Raw genomic sequence first — 21,206 nt, forward strand, 5'->3', positions numbered from 1 at the left:
AAGAAATATTTAACGAAAAAAAGTACAGTAAATGCATAATACGATATATTTATGAGATGCAAAAAAGTAATAGTTCAAGCTAATATAATTAACATGATAATTGCTGGTTCCGGTATTATCAGAAAGTGAAATTTGTCTATAGGCTTATATTTATAAACCAAATAAAAATAGCATCGTAATAAAAACCTTCGTGCCTATTTACAGCATTACCCTAATGTATTTTCGTATAGCCATATACTTACTTTATGTTACTTTCAAATGCTTTTAGCTCAGATGCAGCGCCTTGATGACCGGCTGATGCTGCTGCCCTTAGCCACTTTTTAGCTTCTGGTGAGTATATGTTCCTGTTCTGCTTTTTTAGTAACATTGCTAACTTATACATTCCATCAAGCTCAGATTCATTAGCAGCCAGCTTTAACCATTTAACCGCTAAACGAACTGACTCAACATTGCTTTCTCTTTTTGCATAATAGTCGCCAAGCAATAAATAACTTTTTACATACTGTTTATCCGCAGCACGCTGCAACCAAACAAGTCCTCGTTTTTCATGGTTTAATTGCAAGTTTAAAGCACCTAAATTATACATGGCATCTGCCAACCCAAGCATGGCGGAGCGTTTAAAATATCCAAGTGCTAAATCTGTATTGACCTCAACATCTAAACCATCTCGATAAATGACGCCTAATGCGTTCAGAGCAATATCGTCGTTTTGTTCAGCTGCCTGTGTAAAGTAATACCGAGCTTTACTAAAGTCATTACTCACATTCACGCCGTAGTAGAAATGCTCGCCTAAAAAGGATGCGACATTAAACTTTTTCGCTTTGGCTAAGCGAGATATTGCTTCTATGGCTTTGTGTTGACTTTTATCAACGCCTTTTCCCAGCCAATAGAATTCGGCAATTTTATTAAGTGCATCAATTTCTCCTAACATGACTGCCGTTTTATACCAATCAAAGGCTAGCAACATATTGGGAGGTTCGATAGTGCCATTTTCATAGAGTCTCGCTATTTCAAATGCAGCAACAGCATTACCATTCTTTACTGCTTTTTGTAACAAGGTGAGTGCATCTGACAAAGTCTTATCAGTTACTTTCTTAGTCAAAATCATCTCAGCTTGTTTGATCACACACAAATTACACGCGAGTCCTCTGTGTTCATCTAATAAATTATATGCGGCGTCAACATCTCCTTTTTGCTTAAGAATGCAGCGGCTATATTGTAATGCAGCCCTATCAGCACCAGATTCAACTGCACTTTTATACAAACTACACGCGTCATTGATAGCCTCATTTGTGCCTTGAGCAAAATATATGTCTCCAAGATTTATCATTGCCGATACATTGTTGTCTTTTGCAGCTTGCTCATACAGCTGTATCGCTTTATTTAGATCTTTTTTAACCACCACGCCATTTAAAAAAAATGTTGCTAGGTTATTTTTCCCCTCTCCTGATCCTATCTTAGCGGCCTGCTTGTATAGCGACATTGCCATACCTAAATCCTGCTCAGTAAGTTCGCCTTCTTCATATAAAAAGCCTAATTTTGCGAGGGCGTCACCAAGGCCGAGTCCACCCGCTTTTAAATAATACAACTTTGCTTTTTCAAAGCTCGCGGGCTCACCAAAATCACCATTTCGAGCAATATCCCCTAGCTGCTCATACGCAGCTTTGTTTCCTTTATATGCCAGCTTTTGGAGCATCGAAACAATAGGCAGGTCTTGCTCTTTATTGATACGCATACCGCGCACTAAGTTTGTGATACAACTGGCTTGACCAAGCTGCGCGCCCTGATAAAAATAAGGCTTAGCTACCGTCCAACTTTCATTAAGTGCAACTTCTGCAGCCTGACAAAATCCGGGCGCAAATCCTGCCTGCGCGGATTTTAAATAGAATTCAAAAGCCAGCTCGTTACTTTGCGTTTTTTGATCACCATAAAAATAGGCATTCGCAAGCTTATATGCCGAAAATCGATTCCCTAAATTGGCGGCCTGTTCAAATAAAGAGATTGCAAGGTCTCTGTTTTTATCAACACCAGTGCCCGACTCATACAAAGTGCCTAAATTATGCATAGACTGAGCATCCTGATGCTCGGCACCTTGTTGATACAAAGAGATAGCTTTAGAATAATCTTGTTTAACGCCATTACCCGATTCGTACAGACTTCCTAAGTTGCCAAAACTTAATTTACTTCCCAATTCGATAGCTTGTTCAAAATAAGAACGCGCCAGTACATAATCAACAGCGACACCGTCACCATTGTTGTACATCATGCCCAAATTGTTGAGCGCATCAGCTGAGCCCTGCTTGGCAGCAATACCATACCAATACTTTGCCAGTTCTGTTTGAAGCTTGGTTCGATGATGTAAATAGCCCAATTCAAAAGCACAATCTTTGTAGCCTCGAGAGTAACTTACCTGAAAGTACTCAGCGGCTTTTTCTAGATTTTTAAGTTGCTCTGACTCACGGTATACGATGCCCAACCCACACAGCGCTTTAACATCTCCGTGATAAGCTGCACTCGCAAATAACTGCTGCGCGGTTTCATAACCCTTTTCTTCTCGCCAATGTCGAACAAAAATGTATCCCAACTCGGTTGCTGCAAATAGTTCACCTAATTCAATCGCCTTAGCATATAAATCCATTGCTTTTTTCAGATCAACTTTTACACCTTGACCGCCAAAACGATACCATTTTGCCAAAAATAAGATGGCCGGAGAGTAATCCCTAGCAGCAGCCTTAGTGGCCCACTCTAATGCAGTCCCGTCGACATAATCCTTGCCTCGCCCCTGTAGAAGGCTTTTAGCGATCGCTAACTGAGCTGGGCCATACTGATATTCTGCCAGTTCATTAAGTAATTCGAACTGGTACTCAAAATCTTTTAACCTAGCCGCTTCTTGTGACAACAAAAGATAGCTTTGCGCTCTGAGCACATCACTCGATATTTCATCCGGTTGAAAAAGCAAAAGATGGGCATTTGTGCTTTTTTGTGAAGATTTACACCCAATTAAAAGCGTGAGAAAAACAAATATCATTAATAGCTTCATAGAGAATCTGATCTTGAAGAGTGTATTCAAAGGCTGTAATGAATCAGCCGCAATTAATAATTTTAGACAAGGTTCATATTATTGGTATTAAATTGTAACTTAATGCCTTGTCACTTGCAGGCTTGCAATCAGCCGTGCGCTCGCTTCGAAGTTCATCCTGCACACAACTCCCCAATGTGAGACAAGCCCAAAGTGATGAAAACGCTATTAGCTAAACGGCTATAAACAACAAGCAGTGATACGAACTCAAAACGTCCAACCCCGCTCTGTTCCACCAAAACAATAGTACCGCCCCTCCATTTCAGCTCCAATCGTAAGAGCCACGCACTCGTAACTCTGAACTTGAGTCAGAGCCTACTCCCATCAAACTTTAAACAGTATTTTCCACCTATATTACTCAGCCCGGTGCGATATCATTCAATTCAGTAATGATCCAATTACGAAAAGCTTGTAGTTTTGGCCATTCAAAATGATTTGCGGGCGCCACAAGGTAGTAACTATATTCACAGGGAAAAGCAAAGTCGGGGAAGATCTCCAGCTGCCCCATTTCTACCGATTGGGCCACCATGCGTTTTCGCAACAATGAAAACCCTTGCCCTGCCACTGTCGCTTGCTGCACCAATGCGGCATTATCAATTTTCAAATTGCTCAAGGTATGCCCTTCAAGCCCCAATTGATTGCTTAGCTTCTGCCAAGCCAGCTTATTGTCACGTCCTTCATCATAAATAAAGTTGAGCTTAGCTAATTGCGGTTGGATAGGTTGGTTAGGGTCAATCACGCCTGGGCGGTACGCAATAACCAACTCATCTTGCGCAATCAATTCACTTTTCAATCCAGGATACTCACCCAGCCCAAAGCGGATCCCAATATCTATACCCTCATGTTTAAAGTCAGCAAGTTGCTCTGTTGGATCTATACGCAATTGATAATCAGGTAAAGCCGAGTTAAAACTGGTCAACCTCGGTAATAGCCAGCATGTGGCAAATGAAGGTAAGACCGATAAATTAATGGTACTTGGATTCGGATCAGACTTGAGAGTTGATAAACCCACTTCTATCTGCCCAAAACCTTTATGTAAAAATGGCAACAAGTCTTGCCCTTGTTGCGTCAATAAAACACGTCGAGTTTGTCTTTCAAATAATGTACAGCCTAGCTGCTGCTCCAAAATTCTGATCTGCTGACTAACAGCGGCTTGTGTTACAAATAAAGCTTCTGCAGCTTGTTTAAAACTGCCTAATTGAGCCGCTGTTTTAAAATACCAAAGACCTTTTAATGGGGGGACTTTCATTATCTTTTATGCTTAAGAAAAACTTAACTATGGTTCACAATTTCTCATTTGTCAGTTTTATGAATGCACTTAATACTTAACTCGAAAATCAGAGACAAAGGGAGTCTTTATCATGAAATACGCAATTATACTGACATTTTTATTGGTAACATTTTCATCAAGTGCTGAACAGCTAGAAGTAGAGAGGATATTTACAGATGCGGGTTACCCCTATAAAAACTTAATTATGAAAGCCGAAAGAGTGGAGCTCATTTATTCAGAAGAGCAAAACAAAATGACCTGTCGAGTACAGGTGTATGATAAGGGTCAACTACATCAAAGCGAGCAATTAGAAGTCAGCGCATACTCATTTTCAAAACAGCCAGTAACAAGCTGCCTTGGAAGAAAACGTGCCAGACATATTTTAAGTTTGCTTTGAAGCATGCCAACAGCTAACCCATAACCTATTAAACGAACGGCTTTTGAATCCCAACCAAGATTTAAAAGCCTTTGACCTTTTTGAGCCACATAAAAATCTATTAATTTACTTTCTCGACTTTTGTCATCAAAGCCGGTGAGGCTTGATGTCAAGGTTAATAAACGAAGAGAATGTTTGGTTCAGAGTTGGATAATGATTATTAAAAATAGAACGAACCTGTGCGCTATCAAGAACACCACAAGGCTCTGACTGCTCGAGCAACATCAGCTGTTTTAAGCTCGCTTTTCCATGATTAGAAGACATTAAAAAATACACAAATGCCCAGCTACTCCTGTATAATATATCAGGTTTTAATGAGCGCCATTTCGTTTCAGCCTCCATCAATTGATGAGGACTCATCACTTGTCCTTGCAAAGACCCATTTCGAGATACATGGTCGAAAGATGAAACTTTACCAACCTGCATAGAGACATCTATAGACTCAAAATACTCCGCAAGTCCCTCATTCAACCAACGTGGTGAATAGCCGATAACTGCTTGGTTAATTGCATGCACAGCTTCATGGACCGCTGTACGCATAGTCGCTTCATACGACCGTTGCTCTAATAACGCTGTATTTCTGATACCAAAATAAACACCGACATTGCCAGTCGGATCTCCCCCGAAATTTCTAACAACACGTTCATAGGCCCCTCTTGTCGGCAACACAATAATCTTGAGCTTTACTTTGCGCATCGCACTTAAACCCAAAAGACTGGTATAACCCCTAAATACTGACTTGAGTTTAGATCTGAGTTTATTTCTAAATTGATTTGATATTGCCCCACCTGAAATTTCTAACTCAAAGTAATCAAGTGCAACACCACTTTGGGGTTGATAAGCAGTCGCACCTTGACTTGGCTTTTTATCGGAATAATTTCGGACCCCTTTACTATCCACCCAAGTATAAATCCCATTTTCTACCCGGTATTTGACTGCCCTGCCGATATCAGTTTGACAAGAACCAAAGCGCCTTAAATTATCCAAATGTGCCACAGGACTGTGGCGTGTAATGTGTGGTTTAGGATTAGCTGTTTGTTTTAACTCAGCACTTGTTGTTTGCAAAGTACTGTCAACGGCAATATCTTGTGAAGCGTTTGAAAGGAAGTCGGTAAGCCAGAATTGACGACCATCGAAAAATAAATATAACAGTACAGGCAAACAGACAGCACTGGCTTTCAAAATGACGCCCATCCATGTATTCATCGTATTTTTCATTCCTTTAGATTTTATGCTTACATGCACACTCAATGTTAAGTGATTTAAACCATCAAAGCCAAGGGCCAACCTTATTATTGAGCTTGGCATTATCAAAAATATAAAAATAACTCTCTGCTCAAAAGACAATTATGCCCACTAGATGGTCTGTTTATATAAATGGATTTCAAGAGTTGAGATAGATTAGCTGCAAGTTAAAAGTTACCCTTCCACGCCTTAAAAAACAAAAAATTAACCTATTGAATATTTTTTAAACCTTTGTTATTTTCACATGGCTACAATAAAAACATAAATAAAGGAATTAAAAATGAAAGTTAAGTTAAACAAAAAGCCGCTAAAACAACTATCACAAAACAAAGCAGCATTACCAGCAGAAGCAACACCTCAAGTAGCAGGTGGTACTTCCTATAATACGTTTTGGGGCACTTCATGTACCACTTGCCCTATCTTAGTATAGTAATAGGGCTATAGATTAAGGCTAAGTCAATCATACTTGGCCTTTAAAATAAGCGTAAAGCTTTTTCATTTTTTAAGCTTTACTATTTTCACCTAGCTACAATAAAAACATTAATAAAGGAATTAAAAATGAAAGTTAAGTTAAACAAAAAGCCGCTAAAACAACTATCACAAAACAAGGCAGCATTACCGGCAGAAGCAACACCTCTAGTAGCAGGTGGTACTTCTGAATCTTACAGAGGTAACTCATGTGAAACTTGCCCTATCATAGTATAATTACAAAACTATGTATTTAGGCTAAGTGGTTCGCACTTGGCCTTTTAAATAAGAATAAAGCCCCACTTACTCAGCTTACCTTTTAAATTTTTTTGTAAATCCCCTCATAGCAGCACCTAGTTAAATTTTAAGCACATAAACGACTAGGATACGGGTTAGTAATTTAAAGCTAAAGAAATAACTAGATAAGACTATATTGGAATAAAACTGAATAAGGTGTTATACACCACAAAACCATTAAGTAAACTTAAGCAAGAAGCCAAGCTAAATACACAATCCTTTATTGAATTTAGTAAGCTCTAAACCGGAATACATTTTTAACTATAAATGCTCATTTCATCAGGGCTTGCTGCTTTTGTCTTTTATGCCAAACTCGGCATGTCATTAAGCTAAACGTTCCGCTTGCATAGGTGATTAATAACGGAACCTGAGTCGCTGCATCTTCAGCATACATAAACACACTAGATAAAACCCATGCCGCAACAGCACCTACGGCTAACCAAATAGCTGCACAGATCAATTTGTATTGAGGCGCAGTGACATAACCCGTAAACACCACACAAGCCGCCGACATAGCACCAATTATTGGCTTTTTCCACAAACCAAAAAATTCAGCAACAAGCCCAGCCGCTGTCGCTGAGACCACAAACACTGTGATCACTATAAATATAGACAGGCAAAAGCGCACTATCAGGTTCATAGTTTCTCCATAAGACTTAGATAAACACCTGTATTATTTAACTAAAAATAGTTATTAATGCTTGTTATTACAAACTTCACCGTTGAAGTACTCGTTGAACCACACATTCCTTTGCCTCAAAAGATAAACAACTTAAACAACTTTTAACCAAACTACATGTTCACTAACCAACATCACAGGTATAAAGCCTCTGCCATTGACAAGATCACCCAATGATCTCCCTTTAAACATGATTTTTTTTATATTTTTACAGATATATGAAGCCTTTTTGTCGTATTTCATCAAAAAGACGTGTTATATAAGGACAACCTCTCGTGATTGAGCGCGTTGAAAAACTAAAATAAGGAAAATTATGCTAAAAAGATCACTCATCGCATGTGCGTTGGTTGCAGGCTTAACTGCATGTAACCAGACAGGCCAACAATCAAGTGCACCAGTAGCCACACAAGCAGTCGCAAACTTTAATACCTATTCGGCAGAAACATTTTTTGATACGACCCGTATAATGGGCAGTGCTTTTAGGGCTGATGCTCAGAAAGTCCTTATCAGCTCTGACAAGCCCGGGGTGTTAAACCTATACGAGGTTGACGTTAAATCAGGCAACAAAACCCAATTAACTCAGTCTTCTGAAACAACGTATCCAATTAGATACTTCCCTAATGATAATCGCATTTTATTCACCCGAGACAATCAGGGGAATGAGCGCTTTCATTTGTTTGTTAGACATGAGGATGGTCAAATTAAAGACCTCACCCCAGGTGAGAAAGTCAAAGCAAACTTCGTTGGGTTTTCTCAAGACGGCAAGCAGTTTTATGTGCTCAGTAATAAGCGCGACGAGCGATTTATGGATTTGTATCGCTACGATTCCAAAACCTATGAGAGTGAACTCGTATATAGAAATGAGCAGAACTTAAATGTACAAAGCTTAAGTAAAACCGAACGCTATCTCGCGCTTTGGAAGAATCAAGGCAACAAAGACACAGATCTATTCCTACTCGATTTGAAAAAGCCAGACGCGCCACTGATTGAAATCTCAAATGTGCCTCATGAGGCACAGTTTTCAGCCTCTGGTTTCTCTAAAGATGATAAATATCTGTACTACGGCACCAATGCTCATGGTGAGTTTTACCAAATGTGGCGCTATGAAATTGCCACACAAAAGCATACGCCCTACATTGAAAAAGAGTGGGATGTCAGGTTTTTATACTTCTCTGACTCAGATAGATACCGTGTTGTCGGCGTTAACGAAGACTCAAGCATGAAGGTGACAGTCACAGATTTAAAAACGGGTAAAGATATCAAACTGCCTAAGCTACCTGCCGGCAGTATTAAGGCAGTAAACTTTTCAGCCGATGAAAAGCTTATGTCTTTTCACTTAAACTCAGATACAGCGCCAAACAACTTATTTGTTTGGCAAGTAGGCAGTGACTCAGTTAAACAGCTGACATCTACACTCAGTGATAAAATTAATCCAGATCACCTAGTCGAGAGCACCATTGCCAGATTTAATAGCTTTGATGGCCTTGAAGTCCCGGGCGTGCTTTATAAGCCCAAACTAGCCAGTGCGACAAACAAAGTCCCAGCCATGATTTTTGTCCACGGCGGTCCAGGCGGGCAAAGTCGAACAGGTTACAGTGCACGTACACAGCACTTGGTAAACCAAGGCTATGCCGTATTTGCCGTTAACAACAGAGGCAGCTCTGGGTATGGTAAAACCTTCTTCCACCTAGATGACAAACGCCATGGTGAAGACGACCTACAAGACATCGTCTGGGGTAAAAAGTATTTACAAGAACTTGACTGGGTAGACCCTGAACGCATCGGGATCATGGGAGGCAGCTACGGCGGATACATGACAGCCGCTGCGCTGGCATTTGAGCCAGAAGAATTTAAGGTTGGGATTAACATTTTTGGTGTAACCAACTGGGTAAGAACACTAGAGTCTATTCCGCCTTGGTGGGAGTCTTTTAGAAAATCACTTTACGAAGAACTTGGTGACCCTGCAGTGGACGGCGAAAGACTGCGCCGCATCTCGCCTTTATTTCACGCTAAAAACATCACTAAACCACTTCTAGTCGTACAAGGTGCAAACGACCCTCGCGTACTGCAAGTAGAAAGTGATGAGTTAGTAGAAGCCGTGCGCAGTAATAATGTGCCTGTGGAATACGTGTTATTTGAAGACGAAGGCCACGGTTTTACTAAAAAGCAAAACCGTATTGAAGCATCTCAAGCCTATCTCGATTTCTTAAAACAACACCTGTAGTTTTGATAGACTGCTTGTAATTACTCAAGCAGTTAAGAAAGCAAAGCCCGCGTATTAATACGGGCTTTGCTGTTTTGGATATGTAGTACTGATTTAGGCCCAGTCACCCTTACTTAACCAAGCTACGTCACCCTGAGCTCGCTTCAAGGCCCATAACCCTCTCAAACATGGATTACGGGGCAAGCCCGCAATGACGAGGGTGAGCTAAGTGCAACTTGTTATAACCAGCAACACTATCCCAACCACGTCACCCTGAACTCGCTTCAGGGCCCATAACTCCCTCTAACATGGATTGCGGGGCAAGCCCGCAACGACGAGAGTGAGCTAAGCGCAACTTGTTATAACCAGCAACACTATCCCCAACCCCGTCACCCTGAACTCGCTTCAGGGCCCATAACTCCCTCTAACATGGATTGCGGGGCAAGCCCGCAACGACGAGAGTGAGCAAAGAGCTGATTCATTAAACTCTCTAAGCACAATCAAGCAGCAACTCCCTTAAACCAACAACACTATCCCCAACCACGTCACCCTGAACTCGCTTCAGGGCCCATACTCCCTCAAACATGGATTGCGGGGCTAGCTCGCAACGACAAGGGTGAGAAAGTGCAACTTGTTCTAACCAACAACACTAACCCCAAATCCGTCACCCTGAACTCGCTTCAGCGTCAATTTCTCATTCAAATAGAAAGAAATTTATACACACAAACAAGTATGCTCAACATTTTCAAGGAGCGAAATATGCAACCAAGTGTATACATACTTGCATCGAAACCATATGGAACCATTTATATCGGAGTGACAAGGGATTTAAAAACGCGTGTATATCAGCATAAAAATAATTTAACCAAAAGCTTTACGAGCCAATACAATGTGCATAATTTGGTTTATTTTGAATGCTACGATTCAATCACAACAGCCATTGCACGCGAAAAGCAACTTAAAAACTGGAAAAGAGCATGGAAAATTCAATTGATCGAGTCGTTTAACCCTAAGTGGCAAGACCTATATCACAAAATATAACCGACTATATTTCCGTTTCTACTCACTAAAACCAACAACACTAACCCCAACCCCGTCACCCTGAACTCGCTTCAGGGCCCATAACCCTCTCAAACATGGATTACGGGGCAAGCCCGCAACGACGAGGATAAGTAAAGCACCGATTCTTTAAACTCTCTAAGTACAGCCAAATAGAAGCAATTCACTAAAACCAACAACACGCTCCCCAATCCCGTCACCCTGAACTCGCTTCAGGGCCCATAATCCCCTCAAACATGGATTGCGGGGCAAGCCCGCAACGACGAGGGTGAGCTAAGCGCAGCTTGTTACACTACCTAAACATGCAGCGACTCACTAAAACCCAAAAAACCGCACTCAACCCCGTCACCCTGAACTCGCTTCAGGGCCCATAACCCCCTCAAACATGGATTACGGGGCAAGCCCGCAACGACGAGGTTAAGTAAAGCGCCGATTCTTTAAACTCTCTAAACACAACTAAACATGCAGCAACTCACTAAAACCAACAACACTACCCCCAACCCCGTCACCCTGAACTCGCTTCAGGGTCCATAACCCTCTCAAACATGGATTGCGGGGCAAGCCCGCAATGACGAGGGTAAGTAAAGCGCCAATTCTTTAAACTCTCTAAGTACAGCCAGATAGAAGCAATTCACTAAAACCAAAAACACTATCCTCAACCCTGTCACCCTGAACTCGCTTCAGGGCCCATAACAACCTCAAACATGGATTGCGGGCAAACCCGCAATGACGAGGGTGAGAAAGTGCAAAGCATTAACCTCATCTGAGCGACAAGCGAAAAACAATCAGCGCAACCTCACAAACACTCTCCTGGTCCAACACATCAAAAAACGATAAGATAATCGCGCTATCAATTAGTTAGAATAAAAACAACAGGATTTGGCCGTGCAGCAAATTGGCATTTATGAGCAGCTTATTACCCAAGTGGTAGAGCAAAACTTAAACCGCGAACAGTTTTATATTGGTGAACGTCAGCTTGAATCAGGCGAAGCCTCTGTGTGGCTATCACGCTTTCTCTCAAAACTGGTCGCCCATGCCATTGATGCCATCCCAAATAGTGATGACAACCGCATCACCAAGCAAATTGAACTGGCCAACAAACTGGTATTTTGGTTAAAAGATCACATCAGAGACGATCAATTGATCAGCGAAAACCTCATTGATTCGCAAGGTCGTATCCTCACCGCCCTGTTTGATAAGCAAAACCCTATTTCTAGCGACCTACCAAGTTATAGCAAAGACATCTTTCCACAAACTGGGCTGAGCCAAAGCGAGTTATTTTCAGGAGCAAACGCAGGTATTTCTCTTGAGAGCGAAATCAAAAGAGAAATCTTATCCAGCGACACCATTTACTGGTTGGTGTCATTTATACGCTGGACAGGCCTACGTATTTTTAAAGAAGAACTAAAGCGATATGTTGAAAGCGGCAAACTGTTAAAAGTAATCACCACTTCATACATGGGCGCCACTGAACAGCGAGCCATCGACTTTTTAGCCAGCTTGCCAAACACCCAAGTAAAAATCAGCTACAACAATGATAGCCAACGCTTACATGCTAAATCCTATCTGTTTTTGCGAGATAACGGTTTTCACACCGGCTATATTGGCTCCTCCAACTTATCAAAAGCCGCATTATCTAACGGCTTAGAGTGGAACTTAAAAGTCACCAATCAAGAGATCCCGCATATTATTCAAAAAGCATTGAGCACCTTTGAAACCTATTGGGAGTCTGATGAATTTGAGCTCTATACAGGTAAAGCGCCTTGCCAAAACAAATTAACGCAAGCACTTAATGTCGCAAAGAATCATCAAACTGATACCTCACACTTTTATTTAGATATTCAGCCAAAATCACATCAAAAAGCCATGCTTGAAAAGCTCAGTGCTGAACGAAGCGTACACGGTCGATATAAAAACCTAGTCGTTGCAGCTACAGGCACTGGAAAAACCTTGATCTCAGCGTTTGACTTTGCGCGATTTTTAAAGCAGAAACCACAAGCTAAATTACTCTTTGTTGCCCATCGAGAAGAGATACTAAAACAAGCGCGCTCAGCATATCGTGCTGTGCTCAAAAACAACCAATTTGGTGAGCTATGGGTCGGACAACACAAGCCAAGTAGCTTTAATAACCTGTTTGCGTCAATCCAAACGCTCAATAATCAATTAGAGTCACTTAACCTCACCGCCAATTTTTATGATTACATTGTCATTGATGAAGTACATCATATCGCAGCAAACAGCTACCGAGGTGTGATCAATCATTTTGCACCCAGCATCTTACTTGGTTTAACTGCTACGCCCGAAAGGCAAGACGGCGGCAACATTCTAAGTGATTTTGATGATGTCATCGCCGCAGAGCTACGATTACCTGAAGCCATAGACAATCGCTATTTGATCCCATTTCAATACTTTGCCATTGATGATGACACGGATCTCAGCCGTGTTTCTTGGCAACGTGGCCGCTACGATATTGGTGCGCTTACACACGTATTCACGCAAAACGACCATCGCGCCTTAAAAATCATGCAAAGCCTAGCGGATATCGTCGCAAATGTGCACGCTATCAAGGCATTGGCATTTTGTGTTAGTAAGCAGCATGCCAAATTTATGGCCGAGCAATTTAACTTAAAAGGCATTAGCAGTGATGTACTGATCAGTGACAATGCCAGTGCCAGTGACAGACACAATAAACAGCAAGCCCTCAGGCAAGGTCATATTCAAATATTGTGTGTGGTGGATATTTTTAACGAGGGTGTGGATATTCCTGAGGTCGATACCCTACTCTTTTTACGCCCAACAGAAAGCTTAACTTTGTTTTTGCAACAGCTGGGCCGTGGCCTGCGTCTAACCCAAGACAAAGAATGCTGCACCGTTTTAGATTTTGTGGGTAATGCACGGCCTGAATATGACTTTGCCAGCAAGTTTAGAGCCCTGGTCGGTAAAACCAATACGTCAATCAGCCAAGAGATTGAAAGCGGGTTTGCACATCTGCCTTTAGGTTGTCGCATTGAGTTACAAAAACAAAGTAAAGACATCATTCTTAACAATATTAAAGGTGCCATAAACAACAAGCGTCGACTACAAGCACTGCTCAACCGATACCATCAAGACACCAACTTACCGCTTACACTCGCTAACTTCTTAAAAGTTAACCCAAGTGTGACCTTAGAAGATATATATAAGCTCTCTCAAAGTAAATTAGGGGGATGGCATTGGCTCACCAATCAAAGCGCCTCAACGTCGGAACTTGAACAAGCTCAAATACAAGCCTATTATCGCGCTATCAATACCCAGTTAATTACATGCAACTCACTCAGTTACTTGCAGTTTTTACAGTCTTTATGTAACCATGACTTTGATTTTACTGAGCTTAAAAATATCCCTAATAGCGCTGCATTTGCTTTAATGACGCACTACAACTTTTGGGAAAAATCAGGTAAGCAAACAGGGCACCAAGACATTGCCACCAGCTTAAAAGCACTTGCCAATAAGCAACTACAAGCTGAGCTCAGCGACGTGCTCAACATTTTAATAACCCGTATTCACCACCAAGAGCAATCACTGTCGGGCTTACCCAATACCGCCTTACAGTTACATAGCCGATATTCTCGTGAGCAAATACTCGCGGCGATTGGCGCAAGCACCTTTGAGAAAAAATCACCTGCGCGTGAAGGCGTGTTAGAGCTCAAAAGCCACAATATCGAGCTGTTATTTGTGACCCTCACTAAATGCGAGAAAACCTACTCCCCAACCACGCTATACAAAGACTTTGCCATCAGCCCCACCCGCTTTCATTGGCAGTCACAAAACAGTGCAAGGCCGGAGCGAGGAAAAGGCTTGAGCTATATTACCCACCAAAAAGTTGGCAAGCGCATCTTTTTATTTGTACGAGAGCAAAATAAAGACGAAAACGGTCGCACTATGGGCTTCGTCAATTTCGGTGAAGTGCAATATGTGACGCATACAGGCAGTCAGCCAATGGATATTACGTGGGACTTGCTTCACCCCATGCCAAGTGAGTTATGGCATGAGGCTGGGAAGTTGGCGGTTGGGTGAGCTAGTACTTTATATAATCGATTAGCCCGCCATATATTCAATGGCCGCATTTTTTATTTTTGAAGCTCTAACTTCCTTTATATACTTTATTTCTTTAACTTCCTCAATATCAGCATCGTACACATCACCAACCGACTCATATTTCTCGCTTAATCTATCAACCATTGGCTCTGATAAAGGTAAGTTATCTATAGCGTGAGATCTCAAAATTTTATACAACGATTGAACCTCGGATTTTGCTATCTTAGAACCACACTTTGGGCAAAAAGCAAAACTTTCTTCTGAAGTAATAAAATTGCAAGATGTATTTGAGCATTTATGCTCTTCTGAGTTTTTAATTTTACCTGACATCTGTTCAATAAATGTACTACTTAAAGAGTATGATTGGTTATGTTCAATTGCGATAGAAACTTCATTGAATTCAATTACATCTTTAATGATTAAGTCTGAAAAAATTGCACTGGGATTTATACCAATATAATAGCTATGCACACCATGACCTGAAGACTTTCTCGAGTAATCAACCTTTATTATATTGGCATAATCCAGAACAGAAAAAACCCCAGCCAACCTTTCAAAGGCATTTGTCGCAATTATAAACCCTGTCGATAGTTTTTTCCCTTCATCCCTTCTTCTTTTATTCCATTGTTTTAAGTTAGGTATTATATGGTTTTGCATTATATCCACAGCAACATCAATATGGCTTTCATATTTGATAAGTCTCTTTCTAAGCGACGTGAACTCATTCCACTTATTGTGATATACCTTCCTTACAGCATTAAATACAGACTGTTTTTTAACCGAGTTTTTAAACCCCCCAGATGTCTCTATTTCATCTAAAATATGAAAAGCAAAGCGAGGATTACCATTGCTACATATTGATATTATTTTTAAAGCTTCCTTATCCACATTTATTTTTGCCCAATAAGACTCATCAAAGTCCATGAATCGTATTTTAATTACGTCTTCTATGAACTTTATATCATCTCGACTCTTTGGACTCCAATCGAGCTTAATTTCTTTAGCATCCTGGCCTCTTTCAAAATGTTTACCATAGCTAGTTATTCCAGGGTATACCGCTGCTTTACAAGCAATTTTTGGATCTCTCAGCGCTTTAAAAAAAGTAAAGAACTTTTCTTGTTGACTCTGGGAAAATACATGTGCGGCCTCATCAAATAAAAATACAATTCTCTCTAAGCAAAATTCATCACATAGACCCTTTAAAAAAGTTTTAAAACTACTAGGGTTATCAAGTATATTAATTAACTTTTTAGACGGAGCACTGTCTATCATCTCTTGGCTCGAACCAATATCACCCCGCTCAAGGACATCAACATACTCGTCAAGTTGTGATAATAATTCACCACATTCAGAACGAGAATCGGCTCCATACATAGCAGCTAATCTTCTCTCTAGCTTGCCTTCTTTGTCAGGTTCAAGTGAAACTAGCTTTTTAATTGTTTCTGATAAAATTTTCCCCATCGTCCATTGAAGGAACGGGTCTACAGATTTACTTAGTGTCTCTATCCTTTCTAGCCTTATAGATTCTTCAAAACTCACCCAAATTGGTAAAATGCTTTTTCGTTGAAAGTCTTTAAGCGCAAGAAGCATAGCTGCTTTCATAAGCATTGTTTTACCAACGCCTCGGCTTCCCTCTAGCAAATATTGTTCACTATCAAGTAAGCGTGATATTTTATCATCATTACGACCTACAAAATATTTCAGTATTAAATTCTCATCCAGGCTTTCAGTTCGGTCTAGTAACTGGTCTCCCAGAGATTTTGTATACACTCCCATTTAAGCCACCTCTTTTATAATTTGCTTAAGATATGCTGATTCACTTATATATTTTTTAATTTTTATATTACCTGAAAATCTAACTTCAAACATGAAAGCAATCAATGAAGCCACATTATTAAAGTGCTTTTCAAACTGTACATACTTTGCTTTTTCAAATTTAATTACTGCACCATCTCTTTTTGTGAGGTGCTTATATTTACCATGCACATGCTCACATAAATCTCTATACTCTTTAGCTAAAAAATCAGAGAAAACATCTTTCCTTTTTTCAGCCAGAAGAGTGCCAGAGTCAATTGCAGATATATATTTAGACTTATAGAAAAAGTCGTTGCTAATTAAATGAGAAACATAACGGTCTGCTTTTTCATCATTTTCAATATACATCTTATATTCAATAGGATGGTCAATGAAATAAAAAGCATGACACGCCAATTCAAGCACACCTCGCAAACCACATATAGCAAGCCGATAGTTTCCACTTAAGCTAGCCTGTAATACTGAAAGCATATCTGAATTAATTTCATCAAAATATCCTACCAATGAGCTTTCCTTTAACTCAACACTGTCTTTTAACTCTAAAATAAGTTCTAACGAGCTTAATGCTCTAGTTAAATCAAATTCTTTTAGTGTCTGCTCCCTTATTGCTTTTTCATAATCAAATACTTTGCTCATTTGTTTTTTTTGATACGACATATAATACTCTCTAACTAAACTATAATTACCTTCATTTATTAAACATAAAAGCACTATTCAACCGCGCAAACGTTACAAACTCATCACTGGCTTCCATGACTGCATACTCTGGGTTTCTTGCCACAAGCAGGTAAGTTACTTCGCCTTGCGCATTTATCTGTTTTTGTACATCGCGTAATAAAAATTGCTCATCGCCTGCACTATCAAAGCGCTCTATGGCAATGGTGGTATTGGTGATCGAGCCTGCGTTATCGGGTGTGATGCGCTCAAGTAGGAGTAGATCACCGTCTAAAATCGGGTGCTTTCCGCCGTTCATGGAATTGCCGCTGGCGTGTGCCAAAAAGTGTTTGTTAGGGTCGACTTTACCGCAGCCTTCAGGGGCTGGCATGGTTGTCATATCACTGGTGTCGCCCGTTTTAAAATGACCGCACGCGATTTTTAAATTTGGGAAATATGGCAGCTGAATAATATCGGCTTCATCCGCTGAATTATCATGAGGAGGGGCACTTTCCACTGAGGTTAATTCAACGCCTATTAAGCTATCGTTCTTACCCTCTACCACTTGATGACTGGTGCTGTTAGCTTGCTGCTGTTCAATGGCGGCTAACTTCTCACTTTTACTTTTGAGATAATGAGCTAGTCGATATTGGCTTAGCTCAAGTATGCAGTCATAAAGCTGCGCTACATCTTGCTCATTAACCTCGATATTGAGCTTAAACAACGCATCCTCAGTGGGTGTATTTGCAGGTTGCTCAACCACAAACCAATTATGGCCTTTGCGCTTGTGCGCTGGTTTAGCAATGTCGGTAAACGCATTTACCGGATTGATGAACCAATACTTAAACCAAGCTGCACTGCCTTTGGTTTTACTTTGATCTTTTTTTGCAATGTCTAAAGCACGCAGCTGCGGGTAGTGCATCAACACATCATAACTTTTATCGGCCAAAGCCTTTAAACTGGGGGGATTTGAAACCCCGTCTAATGCAACAAACGCTTCCAGCAAAATAGCTTTAAAGCATTTGGTCATGGATGTTTGCTCAACGCCTTTATGTAAGAATGCTTGGAAAGGTGCAAGCGAATGTGAGGTAATGGTTTTGCTGAGTCCTGCGTTTGCTACCAGCTCAAACCAACTGCCCTGCTGTTTGGCTTTTTTAATATCGCCATATTCATGGAAAAACTCACTGGCACTGGGGCCATGACCGAGTAGTTCGGCTAGGTTTTGATAGTCTTCAAGTGCTGTGGTGCGCTGTGCTTTAGCAAGCTTTTGCCAAAAGTCGGTAATGGCCAAATCGTAATTAATAAAACAGCCACCCGGTAATGTGCTGTTGTGCTCGTTGTGCTTTAGTTTTGTCACTAATTCTTTGGGTGAATGTGCGCCTAGCAAAGCATAGGGTTTGTTTAAAAAGCTGTGGTGATTACCAATAAAATCCATTACCACCAAATGGGTTTTATCCGTATGCGTTCTCAACCCTCTGCCAAGCTGTTGCAAAAACAAAATTTTGGACTCACTGGGTCTGAGCATCATCACTGTATCAATGCTCGGCATATCGGTGCCTTCGTTGAATAGATCGACACTAAATATGACCTGTAGCTTGCCAGATTCCAACTGTGCGATCGCTTCACAACGTTTTACTTTTGAGTCACCGTGTACGGACGCTGCACGAATACCCGCCTGATTAAAGTACTCTGCCATATGATCGGCATGCACTCTTGAAATACAAAACGCCAGCGTGCGCGTTTGTGCAAGCTTGTGATAATGCTGAAGCGCATGTTTGGCTCTTTGCTCTGTGGCAAAGTGATTATCTAAGCTTTTTGGGTCAAACTTGCCATTTCGCCATGGTATGGTGGTGTAGTCTACGCTTTTATCCCAAATACCGTAGTAATGGAATGGCGCAAGCGTTTCCGCATCTATACCTTGCACCATGTTACGCTCATACACGAGGTTATTGTCACACAAGCCCAAAATATCAGCTTGGTCGGTGCGCTCAGGCGTTGCGGTTAAGCCCAACAAAAACTGCGGGGTAAAATACGACAAGACATTGCGATACATTTTACTGCTCGCATGATGAAATTCATCAATGATGATGTAATCAAAATGCGCCGCAGAGAAGTTAGCTAAATTACTGGTTTTACCAAGTGTTTGTACTGATGCAAACAAGCAATCTGACTCGATGTTTTTAGACTTTGCGTTGTAAAAACCAACTGTGCAGCCAAGTAGATGAGTAAAGGTTTTAGCGGCTTGTGTAAGGATCTCGTCACGATGTGCAACAAACAAGATTTTTTTAGCTTTTATCTTCTGTGCATCCAGTGCCGCGAGCCAAGTTTTTCCCATGCCTGTTGCCAGTACCACAAGGCCGCGTTTATAGCCATTGGCTCTGGTTTGGGTGAGCTTTTTCAATGCAGCTTCCTGCTCTGGCCTTGGTGGGAACACCTCAGGTGGCTCTTCATTGGTACCTACACTCACAGAGCGAAACTCAGGTTTAACTCTGCGCTTTTGATACGCTTCAATCCACTGATCAGTTAGGTTGCTCACTTGTGGATGGTTAAATACGGCCTCAAACGCCCGTTTAAATTCAAAAAAGGCATCATCGTTGCTGTTTGGTGACATAGGTAAATAGTCATGCCGAAAAGCCCATTCGAATCCGCTTGTCAGTGCCACTTTACTAATATTATTCGAGCCAACAAACGCGCTGCCCTCATATATTTGACCACCTTCCCCCTGTGTTTTGGTGAAAATATATGACTTCATATGAAAACTATCTTGAGGTTTAGTCTCAAATACCCTGAGCTCAGCCCCCAAACTTTGTAGAGATATAAGCGCTTTTAGTGCCTGCGGACAGGTATACCCTAAATAATCAGAGGTAAGTAGTTTTAGGCTGGTGTCATTGTTTAACGCGGTATACAGGGCATCAAACAGTAAATTAAGCCCTGAACGCTGAATAAAAGAGACAGAAATCTCTATTTCATCAGCGTGTTCAATGGCTTGCAGCAGCGCAGGAAGGAGCGGATCATCTCCTCCGGTATAGAGTTGTTTTTGGGTGTTTAGTTGATGTGTTCTTCCTTGGTTAAAACTATTCACTTGATTAATCCTTCCTAAGTAAACAATTTAACCAAAGTTCGTTCTCTCGCCCGGGCCGCCTATCTTCAGTCACCCATACTTTTATGGCATCAAGTGAAGGTAGACCCTCAAGTAACTGAGCTAGACCTTTTTCATCTAGATCTGAAAAGTGCCGCTCACCGTGCATTCGTTCACCTTGCCCATGTTTAAATGAGGCATACATTACCCCCTTGGGCTTGAGTGCTTGTTCTAGGTTTTGCATAACGCTTGGTAAGTTGCGATGTTCAACATGCAATAAACTGGCACACGCCCAAATACCATCGAACTCTGCAACGTGATTGAATGATTCAAAGCGTGCGTGTTGCACTGGTTGGTTTAACAGGTTGGAAGCAATTTCAACGAACTCAGGACAAGCATCCATCGCGCTTACCTGAAAACCTTGCTTTTTGAATGCCAATGCATCACGGCCACTGCCACATCCTGCATCAAGAATATGCAGCTGCGAATTGGGTTTATCTTGCAGTGCTTGTAAAAAAGGCGTGTACAGTGGCTGCATATCTACATTCAGAGTAGCATCTGCAAATTCTTGGGCATGTTGGCTGTAATAGTGGAAAGTAGACTCAGACATCGCTCACCTTAAAAAATAATACTCTGCGGTGACACGTATAGACAATGACTGACTTTGATAGGTCCTGCTATACGCGATTCAAAAGTCCTTTAACCGCTTACTTCTAACTCATTGCTATTAACAAATAACTTTGTATTAATTAATTTATAGCTTGCCATCATTTAACACGATTTCCCACACTATTTATAGTGTTTTAGCTCGGTTATTCGGGATTTTTTTGAATTTAATGTGGCAA

14 protein-coding genes are annotated in these 21,206 nt (G+C 41.1%); 6 read left to right on the forward strand and 8 right to left on the reverse strand.

Annotation, left to right across the window (positions count from 1 at the left end; translation table 11 throughout):
• Positions 1-238 precede the first annotated feature (238 nt).
• Together AC2CZC_RS25030 and AC2CZC_RS25035 are read right to left on the reverse strand one after the other, a co-directional pair.
• On the reverse strand, positions 239-3,028 hold the full coding sequence (locus AC2CZC_RS25030) for a tetratricopeptide repeat protein (RefSeq protein ID WP_484585078.1): 2,790 nt from the start codon (positions 3,026-3,028) through the stop codon (positions 239-241).
• Between the two features lie 409 nt (positions 3,029-3,437).
• Positions 3,438-4,328 carry a LysR substrate-binding domain-containing protein gene (locus AC2CZC_RS25035; protein ID WP_484585079.1) on the reverse strand — a complete coding sequence of 297 codons (891 nt, stop codon included), beginning with the start codon at positions 4,326-4,328 and terminating at the stop codon, positions 3,438-3,440.
• A 112-nt stretch (positions 4,329-4,440) separates the two neighbouring features.
• On the opposite strand from AC2CZC_RS25035, the gene AC2CZC_RS25040 reads away from it, so the two are divergent.
• On the forward strand, positions 4,441-4,746 hold the full coding sequence (locus tag AC2CZC_RS25040; protein WP_484585080.1) for a hypothetical protein: 306 nt from the start codon (positions 4,441-4,443) through the stop codon (positions 4,744-4,746).
• A gap of 126 nt (positions 4,747-4,872) precedes the next feature.
• Here AC2CZC_RS25040 and AC2CZC_RS25045 read toward each other — a convergent pair whose 3' ends face one another.
• Positions 4,873-5,991 (reverse strand): DUF1570 domain-containing protein, encoded by a 1,119-nt coding sequence (locus AC2CZC_RS25045; protein WP_484585081.1) that lies wholly within the window; start codon positions 5,989-5,991, stop codon positions 4,873-4,875.
• Between the two features lie 319 nt (positions 5,992-6,310).
• Here AC2CZC_RS25045 and AC2CZC_RS25050 point away from each other — a divergent pair, with 319 nt between their 5' ends.
• Both AC2CZC_RS25050 and AC2CZC_RS25055 read left to right on the forward strand, forming a co-directional pair.
• Entirely contained in the window at positions 6,311-6,460 is a 150-nt protein-coding gene (locus tag AC2CZC_RS25050; protein WP_155731811.1) for a hypothetical protein, read from the forward strand.
• 128 nt (positions 6,461-6,588) lie between these two features.
• On the forward strand, positions 6,589-6,735 hold the full coding sequence (locus tag AC2CZC_RS25055) for a hypothetical protein (RefSeq protein WP_155731810.1): 147 nt from the start codon (positions 6,589-6,591) through the stop codon (positions 6,733-6,735).
• 331 nt (positions 6,736-7,066) lie between these two features.
• On the opposite strand, the gene AC2CZC_RS25060 is transcribed toward AC2CZC_RS25055, so the two are convergent.
• A complete protein-coding gene (locus AC2CZC_RS25060; protein WP_484585082.1) occupies positions 7,067-7,435 on the reverse strand; it encodes a hypothetical protein in 369 nt (122 codons plus the stop codon).
• Between the two features lie 352 nt (positions 7,436-7,787).
• On the opposite strand from AC2CZC_RS25060, the gene AC2CZC_RS25065 reads away from it, so the two are divergent.
• The 3 genes from AC2CZC_RS25065 (at position 7,788) to AC2CZC_RS25075 (ending at position 14,792) form a co-directional block, all read left to right on the forward strand.
• Positions 7,788-9,698, forward strand: coding sequence for a S9 family peptidase (locus AC2CZC_RS25065; RefSeq protein ID WP_484585083.1), 1,911 nt, complete (start codon positions 7,788-7,790; stop codon positions 9,696-9,698).
• A gap of 738 nt (positions 9,699-10,436) precedes the next feature.
• Positions 10,437-10,718 (forward strand): GIY-YIG nuclease family protein, encoded by a 282-nt coding sequence (locus tag AC2CZC_RS25070; RefSeq protein WP_484585084.1) that lies wholly within the window; start codon positions 10,437-10,439, stop codon positions 10,716-10,718.
• Between the two features lie 903 nt (positions 10,719-11,621).
• Positions 11,622-14,792, forward strand: a complete 3,171-nt coding sequence (locus AC2CZC_RS25075; protein ID WP_484585085.1) for a DUF3427 domain-containing protein — start codon at positions 11,622-11,624, stop codon at positions 14,790-14,792.
• 21 nt (positions 14,793-14,813) lie between these two features.
• On the opposite strand, the gene AC2CZC_RS25080 is transcribed toward AC2CZC_RS25075, so the two are convergent.
• Genes AC2CZC_RS25080 through AC2CZC_RS25095 form a run of 4 tightly spaced genes read right to left on the reverse strand, consistent with a single transcriptional unit; the run spans position 14,814 to position 20,971 of the window.
• Positions 14,814-16,589, reverse strand: a complete 1,776-nt coding sequence (locus AC2CZC_RS25080) for an ORC-CDC6 family AAA ATPase (RefSeq protein ID WP_484585086.1) — start codon at positions 16,587-16,589, stop codon at positions 14,814-14,816.
• Positions 16,590-17,285, reverse strand: a complete 696-nt coding sequence (locus AC2CZC_RS25085) for a hypothetical protein (protein ID WP_484585087.1) — start codon at positions 17,283-17,285, stop codon at positions 16,590-16,592. It abuts the gene before it with no gap.
• Between the two features lie 31 nt (positions 17,286-17,316).
• A complete protein-coding gene (locus AC2CZC_RS25090) occupies positions 17,317-20,364 on the reverse strand; it encodes a DEAD/DEAH box helicase family protein (RefSeq protein WP_484585088.1) in 3,048 nt (1,015 codons plus the stop codon).
• A 4-nt stretch (positions 20,365-20,368) separates the two neighbouring features.
• Entirely contained in the window at positions 20,369-20,971 is a 603-nt protein-coding gene (locus AC2CZC_RS25095) for a class I SAM-dependent DNA methyltransferase (protein ID WP_484585089.1), read from the reverse strand.
• Positions 20,972-21,206: the final 235 nt, after the last annotated feature.

It is taken from the genome of Pseudoalteromonas sp. MMG033 (assembly GCF_057197785.1).

Coding starts and splice junctions, on each gene's coding strand:
- AC2CZC_RS25055 (WP_155731810.1), top strand. CDS start 6,589: ATGAAAGTTAAGTTAAACAAAAAGCCGCTAAAACAACTATCACAAAAC.
- AC2CZC_RS25065 (WP_484585083.1), top strand. CDS start 7,788: ATGCTAAAAAGATCACTCATCGCATGTGCGTTGGTTGCAGGCTTAACT.
- AC2CZC_RS25085 (WP_484585087.1), bottom strand. CDS start 17,285: ATGTCGTATCAAAAAAAACAAATGAGCAAAGTATTTGATTATGAAAAA.
- AC2CZC_RS25080 (WP_484585086.1), bottom strand. CDS start 16,589: ATGGGAGTGTATACAAAATCTCTGGGAGACCAGTTACTAGACCGAACT.
- AC2CZC_RS25045 (WP_484585081.1), bottom strand. CDS start 5,991: ATGAATACATGGATGGGCGTCATTTTGAAAGCCAGTGCTGTCTGTTTG.
- AC2CZC_RS25030 (WP_484585078.1), bottom strand. CDS start 3,028: ATGATATTTGTTTTTCTCACGCTTTTAATTGGGTGTAAATCTTCACAA.
- AC2CZC_RS25070 (WP_484585084.1), top strand. CDS start 10,437: ATGCAACCAAGTGTATACATACTTGCATCGAAACCATATGGAACCATT.
- AC2CZC_RS25060 (WP_484585082.1), bottom strand. CDS start 7,435: ATGAACCTGATAGTGCGCTTTTGCCTGTCTATATTTATAGTGATCACA.
- AC2CZC_RS25035 (WP_484585079.1), bottom strand. CDS start 4,328: ATGAAAGTCCCCCCATTAAAAGGTCTTTGGTATTTTAAAACAGCGGCT.
- AC2CZC_RS25040 (WP_484585080.1), top strand. CDS start 4,441: ATGAAATACGCAATTATACTGACATTTTTATTGGTAACATTTTCATCA.
- AC2CZC_RS25050 (WP_155731811.1), top strand. CDS start 6,311: ATGAAAGTTAAGTTAAACAAAAAGCCGCTAAAACAACTATCACAAAAC.
- AC2CZC_RS25095 (WP_484585089.1), bottom strand. CDS start 20,971: ATGTCTGAGTCTACTTTCCACTATTACAGCCAACATGCCCAAGAATTT.